Source organism: Altererythrobacter sp. B11 (assembly GCF_003569745.1).
In the GTDB taxonomy this organism is placed as follows: Bacteria; Pseudomonadota; Alphaproteobacteria; order Sphingomonadales; family Sphingomonadaceae; genus Croceibacterium_C.
This window is the reverse complement of record NZ_AP018498.1, coordinates 19,941-36,632: the sequence shown is the minus strand read 5'-3', so window position 1 is coordinate 36,632 and position 16,692 is coordinate 19,941. Positions and strand designations below refer to the sequence as shown.

General features: G+C 61.5%; 9 protein-coding genes. 7 read left to right on the top strand and 2 right to left on the bottom strand.

Going from position 1 to position 16,692, the window contains the following annotated elements; genetic code table 11:
* Positions 1–68: 68 nt before the first annotated feature.
* Complete coding sequence (locus AEB_RS00160) at positions 69–2,183, bottom strand: metallophosphoesterase family protein (RefSeq protein ID WP_172592941.1); 2,115 nt, start codon at positions 2,181–2,183, stop codon at positions 69–71.
* A gap of 361 nt (positions 2,184–2,544) precedes the next feature.
* Here AEB_RS00160 and AEB_RS00150 point away from each other — a divergent pair, with 361 nt between their 5' ends.
* The 7 genes from AEB_RS00150 (at position 2,545) to AEB_RS00120 (ending at position 16,113) form a co-directional block, all read left to right on the top strand.
* The gene (locus AEB_RS00150; RefSeq protein WP_119081271.1) at positions 2,545–5,646 is read left to right on the top strand and encodes an anti-phage-associated DUF499 domain-containing protein; all 3,102 of its coding nucleotides are present in this window, start codon (positions 2,545–2,547) and stop codon (positions 5,644–5,646) included.
* Between the two features lie 38 nt (positions 5,647–5,684).
* Positions 5,685–6,251, top strand: coding sequence for a DUF3780 domain-containing protein (locus AEB_RS00145; protein WP_145985242.1), 567 nt, complete (start codon positions 5,685–5,687; stop codon positions 6,249–6,251).
* 3 nt (positions 6,252–6,254) lie between these two features.
* Positions 6,255–9,290: an anti-phage-associated DUF1156 domain-containing protein gene (locus AEB_RS00140; RefSeq protein WP_119081269.1), complete on the top strand. Its 3,036-nt coding sequence runs from the start codon at positions 6,255–6,257 to the stop codon at positions 9,288–9,290.
* A gap of 8 nt (positions 9,291–9,298) precedes the next feature.
* Positions 9,299–12,079, top strand: coding sequence for a phospholipase D-like domain-containing anti-phage protein (locus AEB_RS00135; protein WP_119081268.1), 2,781 nt, complete (start codon positions 9,299–9,301; stop codon positions 12,077–12,079).
* Between the two features lie 197 nt (positions 12,080–12,276).
* Entirely contained in the window at positions 12,277–13,749 is a 1,473-nt protein-coding gene (locus tag AEB_RS00130) for a DUF2235 domain-containing protein (RefSeq protein WP_231958825.1), read from the top strand.
* Entirely contained in the window at positions 13,736–15,004 is a 1,269-nt protein-coding gene (locus AEB_RS00125) for a DUF6161 domain-containing protein (protein WP_119081267.1), read from the top strand. The genes AEB_RS00130 and AEB_RS00125 overlap by 14 nt, the downstream gene beginning before the upstream one ends.
* Entirely contained in the window at positions 15,004–16,113 is a 1,110-nt protein-coding gene (locus AEB_RS00120) for a DUF4062 domain-containing protein (protein ID WP_119081266.1), read from the top strand. Before AEB_RS00125 ends, AEB_RS00120 begins: the two co-directional genes overlap by 1 nt.
* 328 nt (positions 16,114–16,441) lie before the next feature.
* On the opposite strand, the gene AEB_RS18095 is transcribed toward AEB_RS00120, so the two are convergent.
* Complete coding sequence (locus tag AEB_RS18095; RefSeq protein ID WP_172592939.1) at positions 16,442–16,585, bottom strand: hypothetical protein; 144 nt, start codon at positions 16,583–16,585, stop codon at positions 16,442–16,444.
* Between the last annotated feature and the right edge of the window lie 107 nt (positions 16,586–16,692).

Below are 16,692 nucleotides of genomic sequence, written 5' to 3'. Positions count from 1 at the left end.
CGACAGGGCCGGCGTAGACACCCAGTTCCTAAAACAGATCAGAGGCTTATGCCACTCCCGCCAACCCTTCAGGCCGCACCCGGTGAATAAGACGGGTTAGCAGACAGGAACTCGTCCATCAGCTCGTCGAGCGGCGGCGCATCGAGGCCCATTTCGTCGAGACACGTCCTCATCGCGGCCCGCACGTCCTCGCGAAGGGGCACATACTGGTTCTCGCGTGCCATCCAAGCTGCAACATAGGAAAGCAGATTGGCCTTGTTGTTGAAATCGAAGGTGGCCCGGTAGCTCTGGTTCTCCGCCGCCTTCTCCAGGGTAGTCTCAACGAACTGCTCCATCAGAACCGCACGGTTGACCGGTGCGAACTTGCCGTTGGAGCCGATTATCTCCAGCAAAATGGTGCCGTTCGCCGCCGTGAATGGCAGGTTGATCTCGCGGAACTGATCCTGCAATCGGTCCAGCCAGCCTTCTACGTCGTCGCAATGCTCGAACTTGGAGATGAGTTGACGCATATTCCGACGCTTGAGCTCCTGCAGTTCGATGAACTCGAATCGCACAGGCATCTCCGGATTAACCTTCGCACCAAACCGGTAGACCGCGTCCCAGTTGCTGGAAAATACATACCTCGCTTTGGGATACGCCTTCACGAAATCGCGCAGTAACCGCATGCGCTTCGCGTCATCGAAGTGCACATCGTCGACCATGACGCAAAGGTGGCCAAGCTTAAGGAGCCCTTCGGTATCGTGCCCCTCGGGAAGTGGAGCGGCGGACCCACGGACCAATCCGAGCACTTTGTTTACGTTCTGAGCGATCTGCGAGAAGTCGATGATGACGGGAAGGCGAGGAAACTCGGGACCATCGACATCGCGGACCATGCGATGCCGCAATTCGCGCAGGAGACTGGTGCGACCGTATTCGGGCCGTGCATAGATGATCGCGTTCCGGCTGCTGGTCACAAGATCGTCGAACGATACCGACACCTGAATTTCCGCCGGCGCATCGGTCGTCTTCGCGTCGATGATCGACGTCTTCATCATGGGCGGTTCGACGAACCGTTGATGCAGTTCCGCATCGCCACCTGGCGCGGCATCCTCCTCGGCCAACCGGGCCCTGAATTCCCCGCCGAGATGCGACCGGAACTTGTCGAAATCGACCGGCGCAGCGATCTTGCGGAAGTGCTGGCGGGCTTCGTTGTCCTTATACCACTTCCCGCCCTCGCAGATATCGGTGCCCTCGGCGAACTCGTTTCGTTCCTTGTAGTAGGAGCGGATCAGGACCTCCGTGTGTTCGGTCGCCCGGTCGATCGTGATCAGCGAGTAACCGTTGTAGTATTCCTTACGGGCGGTGAAGATCGCCCCCGCTTGATCGGTGAAGACTTCGCCACGTAGCGCCGACACACTCCTCGGCTTGGGGTCGTGCATGTGTCCGAACAGGTGGTAGTGGGCGTGCTGTGTGATCTGGTCCTCAAGGTAGCGTGAGGAAGCCTCGCTGAGCGATGACAACGGATGATGCGTCGTGAACACGCGCAGAGATCCCGGCGTCAATGCCTTCACAGCTTCCATGATCGCGTATTCCGGGACCGCCAGATTTCGCTCGTCACCCTCGAACTTGTCGCTGCCGCCGGTCGACAGGAGGGCCGTATTGAAGGTCATAATGTCCACGTTGAGCGCTTCCACCCGATCGACCCGAACGAAAGCGTTCTCCATCTTGCGGCTGTGTTCGTGATCATCGCCACGCAGATACGCCTCGAGGTCATCAAATGCCTCGAACTTGTCCTTGGCCAGCCCATCGTATTCACCGGCTTCGAACCTCCGATTGAGCAAGGCCATTTCGTCCCCCTTGCCCAGATCTCCGCGCCATTCACGGTGGATGTCTGCCGCCGCCTCGGTCACCGCTCGGGAAAGATCGTGGTTGCCAGGTGTGAGGAAAATGCGATCGTCGCTCGTCCCGGTGGCCTTCGAGACGCGCTCAATGAAAAAATCATAAGCCTCGGCGTGAGGATCAACGCCAGCAGCTTGAACAAGGTCACCCGTGAAGACAATCAGGTCGGGCTTACGATGCCCGATGCACAGCTTCTTCAAGTCATCAATCAGAGCGTCGACGATGATGCCCTGCTCTCGCGCCTTTCGCTGGGTGTAGTGGAAGTCGCTGATGTGCAGGATCGAGATGAGGTCGGGATCGGTCATCGTTTCGATGGTAGAGAACATGCGGTGAACAGGCAACCGGATGAACATGGAAGCCGAGCATCGGATGGGGACAATTACCCTAGGGTCGCTATGCTTCCTGAAGTTCTTGTCCTAGAATTAGGAACATGGAAGGTCACGAGCTAATCAGGGCAGTCGGAGAATCGCTCTATGGGGATCATTGGCAACGGGCGCTTGCGCGTGACGTCGGTGTCTCCGATCGGCTCGTCCGCTTCTGGGCGGCCGGGGATCGAGACCTGCCGGATACCCTTCCCCCACGCCTGCTGACTCTACTGCAGGACCGCGGCCACACCCTTTGCAACACAACCCGGCTCGTCGAGCAATTCATGAACAGGGACGACTAATGCTTCAGACTGTCTTGGACACCTGCACCTTCAAACAGGATGCGATCGCTTTCGCGCTCACGGACCAGATCGAGGATCTATCCGACCTGGCCGGACATACGCACGAAGACGCGGAAGCTTTCTTCGACAAGACCTATGTCACCGAAGGCATGGCGACGCTCATCCGTCAGGGGCTGCAGCGTCTGGCCGGCACCAACAAGCAGGCGATCTTCGAACTTCGGCAGGCCATGGGCGGAGGCAAGACCCACTCGATGCTCGCGCTTGGCTATCTCGCGGCGAACCCGACCGTCGCGCGCACGCTGGACACCAAGATAACCGAGGGCTTCCAACCGGTCGAAGCGAAGGTCGTCGTCGTTTCGGGCCGTAATATCCCGCATGACAAATACCTCTGGGGCAGCGTCGCAGAACAGCTCGGCAAGGCCGAGGAATTCGCACAGTTCTATGCTCATGGCCCACGGTTCCCGAATGAGCAGGACTGGATCGATCTGTTTGGAGATGAGCCCGTGCTCATCCTCTTCGACGAACTGCCGCCCTATCTCGATGCCGCCGTCTCCATCCCGGTCGGCGGGGGGACCCTGGCGGATGTCACGTCCCAGGCACTGTCCAACCTGTTCTCCGCGGCGACCAAGGTGCCGCACCTCTGCGTGGTGCTGTCGACGCTCGTGGGCCAGTACAGGGCCAGCGCAGACCTCACCAAGATCATCGATCAGGTGACCGCCGAAGCCAGGCGTCAGGCCAAGCCGATCACCCCCGTGGAACTCGGTTCAGACGAGATTTATGCCATTCTGCGCAAGCGGCTTCTGACCGAAGAACCGGATTCCGCCGTCGTCGATGCCGTTGCGGAGGAATACGGCAAGATCCTGTCCGCAGCCGTGACCTCCAAGACGCTCGAGCGATCGGCCGAGAAGATCGCGGACGAGGTCCAGGCGACCTATCCGTTCCATCCCGGCCTGAAGACCGTCGTCGCGACCTTCAAGGACAATGAGAACTTCCGCCAGACGCGTGGCCTGATGACGCTCGCCGCGCTGATGATCCGCTCGGCACAGGCGCGCAAGCACAACGACGTCTATCTTCTTGGGCCTCAGCACATCGACTTGGCCGACCGCGAAACGCGCGATGTGATCAACAACATCTACAATCTCGATGCGGCGATCACGCAGGACATCGTCGACACGGGCACCAGCGACGCGCACGCGGAACAGATCGACCTCGATGCGCAGAACGACGCCGCTAGTCAGGCGGCGACGCTGATCCTCATGGCTTCGCTCGCGGAGGCTTCGGACGCGGTCAAAGGCCTGCTGGATACCGAGGTGTTGGCCTACCTGCTTGCTCCGCATCGCTCCGAAGCAGAATTCATCACCGGATTCGATGCGCTCAAGTCAATCTCGTGGTATCTCCATCGCCGCGACAACGGCGCTTGGTTCTTTTCCAAGAACGAGAACCTAACCAAGAAGATCGAGAACACCGCCAAGAACGCGCCCGCGCACAAGGTCGACCAAGACCTCGCACGGCGTCTCGAAGAGGTGTTCGCGCCGAAGCTCAAGACCGCTTATGCCAGGGTGCAGCCCCTTCCGAAGGTCGAGGATATCGAGACCCGGGGCGAACGCGTCCTGATCGTGCTCTCGCCGGATGCCAAGCTGCCACCCGATACCGCCAGCAAGCTCTTTTCCGACACAACCGCGAAGAACAACTTCGCGATCGTCAGCGGGGACGGTCATTCGCTGGCCTCGGTCGAGCAGAAGGTGCGAACCGCCTACGCCATCGAAAAGGTCCTCAAGGAGGAAGGGGTCAATAGCCCGAACCGGCCCGACCTCGAAGAACGACAAGCGGAAGCCGAGATCGACGTTTACACCACGATCGCCTCAACCCTGAACAAGATCTGGTATCCAGCCAAGGACAGCAGCGGTGAAGGCCTCGTCGCCACGCCGCTCAAGCTCGACGGCCACCGGCGTTCCGAAGGTTCCGGTTTCGACGGCGAGGGTGCCGTCATAGCCGCTCTCACCGCAACCGGCGCGAGCAAGCTCGTGCAAGACGTCGAAGGCGAGTTCGAGAAGCTTCGGATTCGTGCCGAAGATATGCTCTGGCCAGGAACGGAGAAGACCACCAGGCTCGCCGATATCCAGGACCGCGCAATTTCGAATGTCCGCTGGCTCTGGCTGCCGAGAGGCGGTCTCGATGAGCTGATCCGCCTCGCCAAGGCACGCGGGGTATGGCGCGACACCGGCAACGGCTGGATCGAAAAGGGTCCTTTCGCCAAGCAGAAGACCCGGATCGCGGTAGCTGATGCCGGCTACGACGAAGGGACCGGGACGGCGACGATCCATGTCAGTGCGCAGAATGCCGGCCGCAGGCCGGTCATCCACTGGTCGAACGATCCCGATGTCACGAAGGACTCGCCGGTGCTCGACGACACTACCGTGCGCACGGCCGACATGAAGCGCTACTTCCTCGCGATCGATCCGGATGGCGAGCACGAAACCGGCGATGTCCATGAATGGACCAATCGGCTGCACCTCACTCATCAGCCCAAGCCGGTTGGCAGCGGTTACGAGGTCACGCTGACGGTCAAGCCCACCGGAACGATCCGATGGAACACCGACGGCACGAACGCTGCCGAAGGTTCGGAATACACCGGACCGATCAAGCTCGATGGGACGGAGGACGTCACCATCTACGCCTACGCGGAGGCACAGGGCGTCACGATCAAGCAGGATTTTCGGATAAACCGCCGCGAGGGGGCCGGGCAGAAGATCGACGCCGCACGGCCGGCCGTCATTCGCCGGACGATGCAGGCCAACACCAACGACAAGGTCTTCGCCGCCACGACCCAGGCCAAGCAGTCGAACGTGACGTTCCAGTCCGTCGTCGTGATCGTCGGTAGCGGCAGCCAGAACGTGACGACTTCGTTCGCCGCTGACATCGAGGTTGACGGTGCAGCCATCGAGGAAGCGGCGAAGTTCGGAAGGACGCAGGTCAAGGATGACCAGGCTGACGTAAAGGTTACGTGGAAGGCCCTGAACTTCCAGCGGGCGGCAGACATCGACGCGTTCGCGTCGGCAATCGACGAGGCGGTCGATCCCACGGAGATAGAACAGCAGTGACGCTTGTCCTGAAACAGGTTGAGCGGAAGGAAAAGATTATGGCCACACGTGCGAAGGAGAGCGTCGGCTTCGGCGTTCCCACCGACGAGATCGATCCGCAACGCTTCATCGTTCGGATCAGCGGTTCGTCGCGTGAGCCGGTGGTGATCATCGAGGATTTCGGGATCGCCGGACCCCAGTTCGATCCCGAGACGAGGCTCCAGTCCGACCAGGTGGTCCGCTGCCGGCTCGACCCGAAGCGATGGAGAGCGATCGCACCGACCGCTAGGCAGATCTTCAACGAACGACTGAAAGGGCGAAGGATCGCCACCGGCCGGTGGGAGGCGAAGGACAATCTCGTCCATCGCCTGCTGGGTCGCGAACTGTGCGTGCTCGCATGGGCGGTGGAGACATGCGACGTGTCCCTCATCCCCGCCGCCATCGACGCTTGGACCGGACTGCGACCCGAAGAACGGTGGTGGCTATATGCAATGGCCGTCCATTCGACCGGCCGCGCCGACGACGTCGACAAGGGATGGCGCAAGGCCATCCGAATCGGATTGACGGAAGGTGCGGGCGCCGTCGCGCCGGGCAACCAGCGACAGATCAGCTTCGAGGACCTCTAAGGAATGACCAACGCCACCAATGTCACCCCTCTCTCGCTGAAGGACGCTCCTTCGCTGATCGAACGGCTCTGGCCCGCTCAGAAGATATCGAAGGAATCCGAGGCCGAGCGCAAGTCCGTCTCCAGTCAGACACTGACCGGGCTCGGCAGCTACTGGAAGGGGCGCAAGCCTCTGATCCTCAACCGGGCTTGCATCCTCGGTGCACTGCTTCCCGCCACGGACGATCCCGAAACGGACCTCGAAATCTTCGAGGCCCTGATGATGATCGACGACCGCGGATTCGTGGAACGTCATGGAGAAGGGGCAAGACACTATGCCCGGCTTGCGCTCGCCCACGGAGGGCTGAGCCAGGAGGAGACCCGCAGGTCCTTTGTCGTGAAGGATGGCAGAGAATTCACCTCGCTGGAAAGCCTGAGCGAGGAAGCTCTGGCCGAAGCGGGCAATCGTCTCCGCTGGTCACCTCAGATGCTGGACAGCGGTCGCTGGCGGAACATGGCCGAGAAGATCCTCGCCAAGGTTCCCTATAACGACAAGGTCGATCTGTCCCTTCGTCCCGAGTACCTCGAAGAAGAGCCGGACGCCCGTGTGCGTCATTACGGCCATGTCTGGGCCAAGGCGAACGCCCATTTGGGCACGGATGCGCACAGCATGCCCGAACTGGTCGAGCAGTTGGGCATCATGCGGTTCGGGCATCGACCGCGTGTCGGCGATGCGTTCTCCGGTTCGGGCCAGATCCCCTTCGAAGCACTGCGAACCGGCTGCGACACCTACGCCTCCGATCCCAACCCAATCGCCGCCCTGCTGACATGGAGCTCGTTCGAGCTGGCAGGTTCATCGCCCGAGGAACTCGAACGAGTGATGCGAGAACTCGCCGCCATCGAGCGGGACGTCGAAGACGACATGGCGCCGTATGAAACCGACAGCGAAGGCAACCGCGCCAAGGCGTACCTCTACTGCCTCGAGACGACTTGCCCGGAGACGGGTTATTCGGTTCCCCTCGTGCCGAGCCTGGTCATCAGCCCGAAGACCGGCACGATCGGCAAGCTCGTGCCCGACCATGAAAGCAAACGGATCGAGATCGAGATCGAAACCGGTGTCGGCAAAAGGGCGCTAGCCGAAGCCGAGAACGGCACTGTCGACGGCGACTACGTCACCTACGAAATGGAAGGCGAGACGTATCGGTTCTCGATCTCGTCCGTGCGCGGCGACTTCCGCACCGGAGAGACGCGCGGCAACAGACTCCGCCAGTGGAGCAGCGACGACATAGTACCGCGCGACAGCGATGTGTTCCGCGAGCGACTCTACTGCATCCATTGGGCGACCGCCGAGACGCTGGAGAGCGGAAGGCAGTCGACCTACTTCGCCGGCCCCACCGAAGCGGATCTCGATAGGGATCGGGAAGTGGTCGACGTCGTACGCAAGAACTTGCCGGATTGGCGCGAAGAAGGTCTCGTGCCTGACATGCCCGTCGAGCCCGGAATGAAGACCGACGATCCCATCCGGACCCGCGGCTGGAGCAACTGGTTGCACCTGTTTCATCCGCGCCAGATCCTGGCGATGGCGCAGCTCCATCGCCGCATCCGCGCTCACCCCGACGCAGCGAAGATGTACTTCTTTATGCCGCGAGCTTTGGACAACAATTCGCGCCTCAATCGCTGGGCTACGGGACAAGGTGGCGGACTCGGCGGACCGAAAGGTACTTTCGATAATCAGGCGCTGAACACGCTGATCAACTTCTGCGTGAGGGGGGCCATAGGGATGCGCACGCTCGTCGGCGGCCCATCCAGATCATGGGCACTCGATGCCCCGCGTCGCATCGATACGCTTCCTGGAATGCAGGCGGCACAGGAGCGGGACATCTGGATCACCGATCCGCCATATGCGGATGCGGTGGTCTACCACGAGCTCACCGAATTCTTCATCTCCTGGCTGCGCAAGAATCCACCTGCACCGTTCGACGGCTGGACGTGGGACTCGCGAAGGCCGCTCGCTATTCAGGGCGAGGGCGAGGAGTTCCGACGCAAGATGGTCGCGACGTATGCGAATCTGGCCGAGAAGATGCCCCACAACGGGATGCAGGTCGTGATGTTCACGCACCAGTCGGGTTCGGTCTGGGCAGATCTCGCGCAGATATTCTGGGGCGCCGGTCTCAAAGTCAGTGCGGCATGGTACATCGCCACTGAAACCGGCAGCAACGCGCCCGGCAAGAAAGGTGCAGGACTCGTCCAGGGCACCGTGATACTCGTCCTGCGCAAGCGACTTGGCGACGAGAGCGGTTACGAGGACGAGATCGCCCACGAAGTGCGTTCCGAAGTCGCACGACAGATCGATACGCTCGTCGGGCTCAACCAGTCCCTGAAGGGCGAGGGGCGGATGGAAAACCTGTTCGAGGATGCCGACCTGCAGATGGCCGGCTACGCAGCGGCCCTGCGCGTCCTGACAGGCTACACCCGGATCGACGGGCGCGACATGACCGCCGAGGCGACACGCCCGCGGCAGCGCGGCGAGAAGGGCTTCGTCGAAAGGATCATCGACTTCGCGGTACAGGTCGCTAACGAGCATATGGTCCCCGACGGACTGTCACCCCGTCTTTGGCAGCAGCTGACCGGCAGCGAAAGATTCTACCTCAAGATGCTGGGTCTCGAAGCCGGGGGGCTCAAGAAGCTCGACAATTACCAGAATTTCGCGCGAGCATTCCGGGTGCCGGACTATTCCGCGCTCATGGCGGACAACCGCGCAAACTCTGCAAGGCTGAAGCGGTCCGACGACCTCAAGCACCGCACCGGCTTCGACATCGTCGATTTCGGTGACGGTCCGATCCGCGCTGTCCTTTACGGCACCTATCAGCTGTCGAAGGAAGAAGACGCCGATGTGATCCTGGAGCAGCTGCGAGGAATGGTGGAGAACTACTACCGACGCCGTGACGACCTCGTCGAGATCGCCGAATATCTCGCACTCAAGCGCGGGCGGGATGATGATCGCGAAGGGCGCCACGCCGCCACCCTGGCTCAGCTCATTCGCAACGAGAAAATCGCCTGAGGCACGCAATGTCGAGCGAAACCCGCCCAACACCATTCAAAGACGGAGGACACCTCGCTCGCTTCTCTTCTCGGCAAGGCCAGCTATCGCACGTCTATCTTTCGGACCGACTAAAGGCCGCGAAATCCTACGATCGCATCGCCGGGTACTTCCGCTCGTCGATCTTCGAGCTCGTCGGGGAAGAGATTTCAAGCATCGGCACCGTCCGGATCGTCGCCAATTCTGAACTCGACCATGCCGACATCCAGGCTGCCAAGACCGTGCGGGACGCAGCCTTGTTCCGTCGCTTCGTCGAGGGCGACGCCGTCCTGGACGCTGCGCTACATCGCGACCGGTATCGCCGCCTTCACGAGCTGCTGACCTCGGGACGGGTCCAGATCAAGGTAGTCCCGCGCTCGATCGCACCCTTCCTTCACGGCAAGGCGGGTGTCGTGAAGGGGAAGGACGGGACGAGCGCTGCGTTCATGGGCTCGATAAACGAGACACGCGCAGCCTGGGCCCACAACTATGAGCTCGTGTGGGAGGACAGCTCCCGCGAGGGGGTCGCGTGGGTTCAAGCCGAATTCGATGCCCTGTGGAAAGTAGGCGTCGACCTGCCGGACGTCGTCGTCGCGGAAGTCGGACGTCTGGCAAACCGCCACGAAACCAATGTCGAGGGTCTGGCTCCGGAAGACATCCCGGGGGCGGCGCTGGTCGAGTCGCCGATCTATCGCGACGGAGAATCCCTTCAGCGCTGGCAGAGGGCCTTTGTCGGCATCTTCCTGCAGCACCGGCGAGATTACGGAAAGGTTCGTCTGCTCCTTGCTGACGAGGTCGGTGTCGGCAAGACGCTGTCGCTTGCGGCTTCGGCGCTGCTCTCGGTACTCCTCGGAGACGGGCCGGTCCTCATCCTTGTCCCTTCGACGCTGACGGAGCAGTGGCAGATCGAGCTCAAGGATCGGCTTGGGATGCCGACAGCGCGTTGGGACTCGCTACGAAAATGCTGGATCGATCCCGAAGGTCGGATCATCAAAGGGCAGGGCGTCGCCGATGTCGCGAGGTGCCCATACGCGATCGGGATCGTCAGCACGGGCCTGATCGTCCACGGCATGGCGGACCATGGAAAGGCCAAGCCCGACACAGAAGCGGAACATCTTCTCGCGGGTCGCTACGGCATGGTCATCCTCGATGAGGCGCACAAGGCACGCGGGGCACAACCGCCAGGCGCGTCCGGACGCAGTCCCAATAACCTGCTTTCCTTCATGACCCGCATCGCTGAGCGCACTCGGCATCTCTTGCTGTCGACAGCGACGCCGATCCAAACCAGTGTCGAAGACCTGTGGGACCTCCTGACCGTGCTCAACCGCGGTGCCGACTTCGTGCTCGGTAATATCTATTCTCCATGGTCGAAAGCCGAGACCGCTGTCCCGATACTGACGGGCACGAAGAAGATCACGCATGTCCGCGAGGGATGGGATTTCCTCGTCAACCCGATGCCACCCTCGGGCAATGACGACCTGATCGCGGATCTGCGTGACGAGTTCGGCATGCGGGCGGAAGAATGGATCCTGACCAAGCTTCCTGCCGACATCACCAACCCCGCCACCGAAATGAAGCTCGACCTCGGTCTCACGATGATCGAAGACGGGCTCGGTTACTTCCAAAGGGGCGCCCACAACCCCCTCCTGCGCCACGTCGTCCTGCGTAAACGCAGGGATCTGGAAGAAATGGGCCTGATCCCCAAGCTTCCGGTCGACATCCATCCGAACGGCGACGTTCCTTTGCCCGACTATATCTTCGATGGCCTGAGTATCGGGACTTCGCCCGCGTTCGACGATGCATATTCTGCAGCGGAACGTTTTACCGTCGCGTATCGGAAGCGGACGAGGGCGGCAGGGTTCATGAAGACCCTCCTTCTGCAGCGTATATGTTCGAGCCACGCCGCCGGCATCGCCACCGCCGAAGCGCTCCTGGGAAAACGGGAGCTCGACGACGAGGCGCTCGAGGAATTGGATGGCGACGCGTTCCAAGCAGTGGAGGACGAACGCATCGCATTGCAGGACCTAATCGATGCATTGACTGACGCGGATGACCCCAAGCTCCGCGCGGTGAAATACTTCCTCGACGACCATCAGGCAGGAACCCGAACGTGGCGGGAGATGGGTGCGATCATTTTCAGCCAGTACTACGACACTGCGGCTTGGATAGCGGGCCAGCTCGCTAAGGAATATCCTGACCAACCGATCGCCATTTACGCCGGTGCCGGCAAATCGCGCATCCTGAAGGGCGGCGAGAGCACGACAGCCGAACGCGCGGCCATCAAGAAACTCATCGCAGACCGCGAGATCAGCCTCGTCGTGGCCACCGATGCCGCCTGCGAGGGTCTCAACCTCCAGACGCTGGGCACGCTGATTAACGTTGATCTGCCTTGGAACCCGTCAAAACTCGAACAGCGCATCGGGCGTATCAAGCGCTTTGGTCAGACACGCGACCGGGTCGATATGGCCAACCTTACCTATGCGGGCACGGTCGACGAGAAGGTCTATCGCGTCCTTTCCGAGCGGCTTCGGACGACTCATGATCTTTTGGGGACCATGCCCGAAACCATCGATGCCGAGTGGATCGAGGACATCGAGAACCTCGAACAGAGGCTGCGTACCTACACCAACCCACGCGAACGCGCTGACCCGTTCAAGGCGAGATACGCCAACGCCCTGATCGACGACGACACGAACTGGAGTGAGGCGTCGTCCGTCCTCGCACGCCATGACGTTGAGGAATTCCTCTCTCGGGGCTGGACGGCAAGGTAAAGCGGCAACCTTCGTTACGACCAAGTAACAGATGGCCTCCGGGGATATTTCAACGGCGCAACTTGAAACGATTCCTGTTCACTCTATGTTCAATCGCACGGGGTGCTTTCTCTCCCGGGAAGCGTAGTTCTATCCTGAAGCCTCCCGCACCAATGAACGGACCCCCATAAAATGCGCGTCGACAGGGGGCTGGATCAGTGGAGAAAAACGTAGATCAGGGCGCCGCAATCGCAGGCAGCGGTGGGAAGAACATCATCATCTTCTCGGACGGCACCGGGCAGTACGGCGGCGTCATGCCCGACCAACGATTGTCCAACATCTACAAGATGTATCGGGCCATGCGACCCGGCACCCAGACCGGCATCAACCCTGCGGAGCAGGTAGCCCACTATGACCCTGGGCTGGGGTCGGGAGAGCTGGGCGGACGCATCCGCAACATCCTTGCCGCCGCGTTCGGAACAGGAATCAGCGAGAACATAGTCGACTGTTACGAGGCGATCCTGCGACACTACGACGAAGGAGACCGGGTCTTCATTTTCGGCTTCAGCCGCGGCGCCTACACCGCGCGCTGCGTGGCCAACGTCATGAATCTCTGCGGCATCCCTCGTCAGAATGCCGATGGAGGACCGCTGCCTGCAGGCGGTGTCGCGCTGCGCAGGATCGCCGAAGAAGCGGTCTACAGCGTCTACGAGCACGGATCAGGCCACGACCGCGCCGAATACGAACTCGAACGCGAGGAGAAAGCTAGGCGATTTCGGGCCAAGCACCGCAGCGAGGGCACCGGGACGCGCGGTGAGGCGCAGGGGAATGTCGCACCGACCTTCATCGGCGTATTCGACACCGTGGCTGCCCTCGGCACGGTAATCGTTCGACGGATCCTCGCAGCTCTCGCCGCAATAAGCATCTTCCTGGGTCTCGTCTCGATCTGGGCGGGCTGGGATGCGCCGTGGTCATTCCTTGCCTGGCTGCCGGGCGGCCTGCTTGTCGCCAGCTTCCTGTGGGCGACCAAGAAGCAGTTCAAGTGCATCACGGACCCGCCACAGGGAGGACGGTTCAGCTGGCATTTCGCCGCGTGGAATCTGAAGAACTACGACCGCTTCCTCGACAGCAGCGTGGGCTATGCGCGGCATGCGATATCGATCGACGAAAACCGCAAACGGTTTCCACGCGTGGGCTGGGGCCACAGCGACGACACGAGCCAACAGAACCGTGGTGACCTGGCATGGCTTAAGCAGGAATGGTTCGCGGGCAACCATTCCGACATCGGCGGAAGTTACCCGGAGAGCGAGTCCCGTCTGTCGGATATAGCACTGCGGTGGATGGTGGACGAACTCATGGCGATTCCCGATCCGCCGAAAATCGACGAGCGCTTCGTGCGGACTTTCCCCGACCCACTCGGGCTGCAACACGATGAAGTGAAGGCGAGCCTGGAGATGTGGCCGAGATGGTGGCCGAAATGGGCAAGGTTCGGATGGAGCGAAACCAGTCGTTCGATCAAGCCGGATGCGCAGCTACACGACACGGTCTATCAGCGGCTGTCCGCCTCGCGGGTACCGCAATTCGACATGCAGGGACCATACAGACCGGCCAGCCTCAGCTCGCACGACAAGGCCCAGGCGCTCGTGGCCCCTAACGCGGATGGGAAGGACCTGGCCGATGATCGAGGTTGATTTTGGTGATGCCGCAGGCGGCAGGCGCAGCTTTAAGACGCCGGAAGATTTGAAGCAATACGTCCAGGCCCAGCGTACAGCCTGGAGCGAGCACCCGCTCATCAAGGGACGCAACAATAAACCGGGTGACCGGCAACTGCGCGAAATTCCGCAGGCCTGGGGCAATCTAGCGTCGGCAATCGATTCATACCTCGCGCAGCCGGGCGCGAAGGAAGAGCGTCTCGGTGCTCAGGTCGAGGGGAATGCCCATCTGCCCAAAGCGTTCACGACGAAGAGCGAAATCGGGCAGGTCATCGCCTCCATCGCCGACGATCTTGGCCACGAGCAGGCTGCTGGCGCTCTCAGGTTCCATAACGAGCCGTCCAACCAACAGGTCTTCCAGACATTCGGGAAGGTGCATATCGAGGGTGCTTTGGCCTTCCAGCAGCGCATGGCCGGGCTCAGTTCGAAGAGCGTACGCGGTGCGCGCGATGCGGCGAGGAAGATGGTCGAGGACCTCGCGGACGATGTGAGGACCCACCGGGCGCAGCTGGAAGAGAGCGAACGGGCCCACGCCGAGAAGCTGGAAGAACTGGTGAAAGCGGGCGAGGCGCAGAGTGAAGCCGCCCAGGAGTGGCGTGACGCGGTTGCCGAGGAGGTGAGGCAACAGCGCGAAGAGTGGGACCGGAAATATGAGGATGCCTACGAACAGTACACCGAGAAACTGCGGCTCGAATCCTCGGTCAAGCTCTGGACCGAGCGGGCCAGGATCCACAATACTGCCGCGGATGCCTGGCAATGGCGATCAATCCTGATCGCGATCATCGGACTGGTCCTTGCTGGCGGCGTCGCATGGGGTGCGCTCGGCCTTGCGGAATGGCTATTCTCCGACGCTTTCGTCGTTACCGAAGGCGCTCCACTGCCTTCGGGCCTGCGCCCTACTTGGCGGTACGAGGTGATCTTCGCCTCGGCCGCGACACTGCTCTACCTGACGGTGTTCTTCTGGATCATGCGGATCGTGGTGCGCATGTACATGACCGAGCACCATCTCGGGATCGATGCCCAGTCCCGTGCCTCCATGGCCCAGACGTATCTTGCGCTCACCAAAGAGGACGTGGCGTCGGATCAGGACCGGGCCATCGTGCTCGCCTCGCTTTTCCGCCCGGTCGTCGACGGGATCGTGAAGGATGACGGTCTGCCAGCTATCACGCCCGCCGCGATCCTCTCAGGACTGGCGATCGGCAAACCGGGCGGAACATCAGCAGGGGGTACGTGATGAAGATTTTCGTCAGCAGTGTTATGACCGGGTTCGAGGAATACCGGGAGGCGGCGCTCGCCGCCATCCGGAGCCTCGATCATGAGATCGTCCGTGCCGAGGACTTTCCTGCCTCTACCATCCCGTCGCGCGTTGCGTGCCTACAAGGTGTCCGGGAGGCGGACCTCGTCGTCCTGATCCTCGGCGAGCGGTATGGCTGGTCCGGTACGCAATCAGGCATATCCCCGACACACGAGGAGTTCCGCGAGGCCGCAGCCGAAGGGAAGGTCATGCCGTTCGTACAGTCCGGCGTGCCCCGCGAGGCGGCTCAACAGCGGTTCGTCGACGAGGTCGAGAACTACGACACCGGAATGCATCGCGGTCAGACCTTCCGGACGCCGGAGGAACTACGTACCGAAGTGACGCGCGCGATCGCTCGGCATCAACTGTCGGCCGCCACTACGCCCGTGGATGTCCCGGCGCTGGTGGAAAAGGCGCGCAGCATGATCCCCGTCGAGGAGCGCGGGTTCGCCCGCATGACAGGGCCGCTCCTGCATCTCGCAATCGCTGGAGGACCGGCACAGACCATCCTGCGCCCGAGCGAGATCGAGAATCAATCGCTTGCCGACGGGATCGTGGCCGACCTGTCCGCCTCCGACGGCTACTTCTCCTACCGCCGCAGAACCGAACCGCGTCTTGAGCATGGCGCACTCGTAATCGAGCAGGAGAATGGAGCCGCCCTGCGCATCTGCGAGGCCGGGGCATTGCTACTCTCGCTGCCGATCGAAGAAGCGACCGGACACCTCAAGCCGCTGATCGAGGAGCATGTCGGACAGGCGATCGAGAAGGCCCTTACCTTTGCGGACCGGATGCTCGAAAAGTTCGACCGCACCCAGAGGCTCACCCGCATCGTAATCGCTGCCGATATCGGGACGGGTGGTATGTTCGGATGGCGGACGGCAAGCGAGCAGGCGGCAAGCCCCGATTCCATGCAGGTCGCGATGGACAGAACAACATCAGGGCCCGTCATGCTCAACCCGCCGGACCGGACACGCATGGCCCTGCGGGCCGAACATAGCCGCATGACGGAGGACTTGCTTGCCCTCCTCCGGCGTAAACACAGAAGCTGACAGTCGGCGAGGGGGCCTCAGAGATAGATGCCGGACCAAAAGACCCGCGCCCGTCGCTCTAGCCGAGACACACGATCGACTTCGAGGCTTCTTCGCTCGATGACGGCACCTACCCCATCAAGGTCAGGATCGCCCGCCGCAACTCGCCGACCCGCTCGATCGAGAGCTGATGGGCCGACCACGCCGGACATTTCCGGCTTCAGACCTGGCTGGACGACATCCCGCCGCCTCGCCGCACAGCGCCAGACCGAACGGCTGGGCGGAAGGCGCTCGCGCGGGTCTCGGGATCACCTACGGCGAAATAATGGAGATCACCTGATCCGAAGGGTCAGGCAAGATGATCGACGAGCCAGGTCACGGCCGTCCATCCGAAACCTACATACCCTCCGAACACGACCACTGTCGCAAGCGTGACCTCCACCAAGAACCAACCGGATCCGGTCTCGTCCTCATCCATTTCCCAGTCGCGCATGAGCGCATACTCCTCCAAGCTCGCGGAAAGGGCAAGGCCATTACGAGAGCCGCATCAGGCTGCCCCAGTTATGCCACACGTATTTCGGTCATCCTTGCTGCTGGACG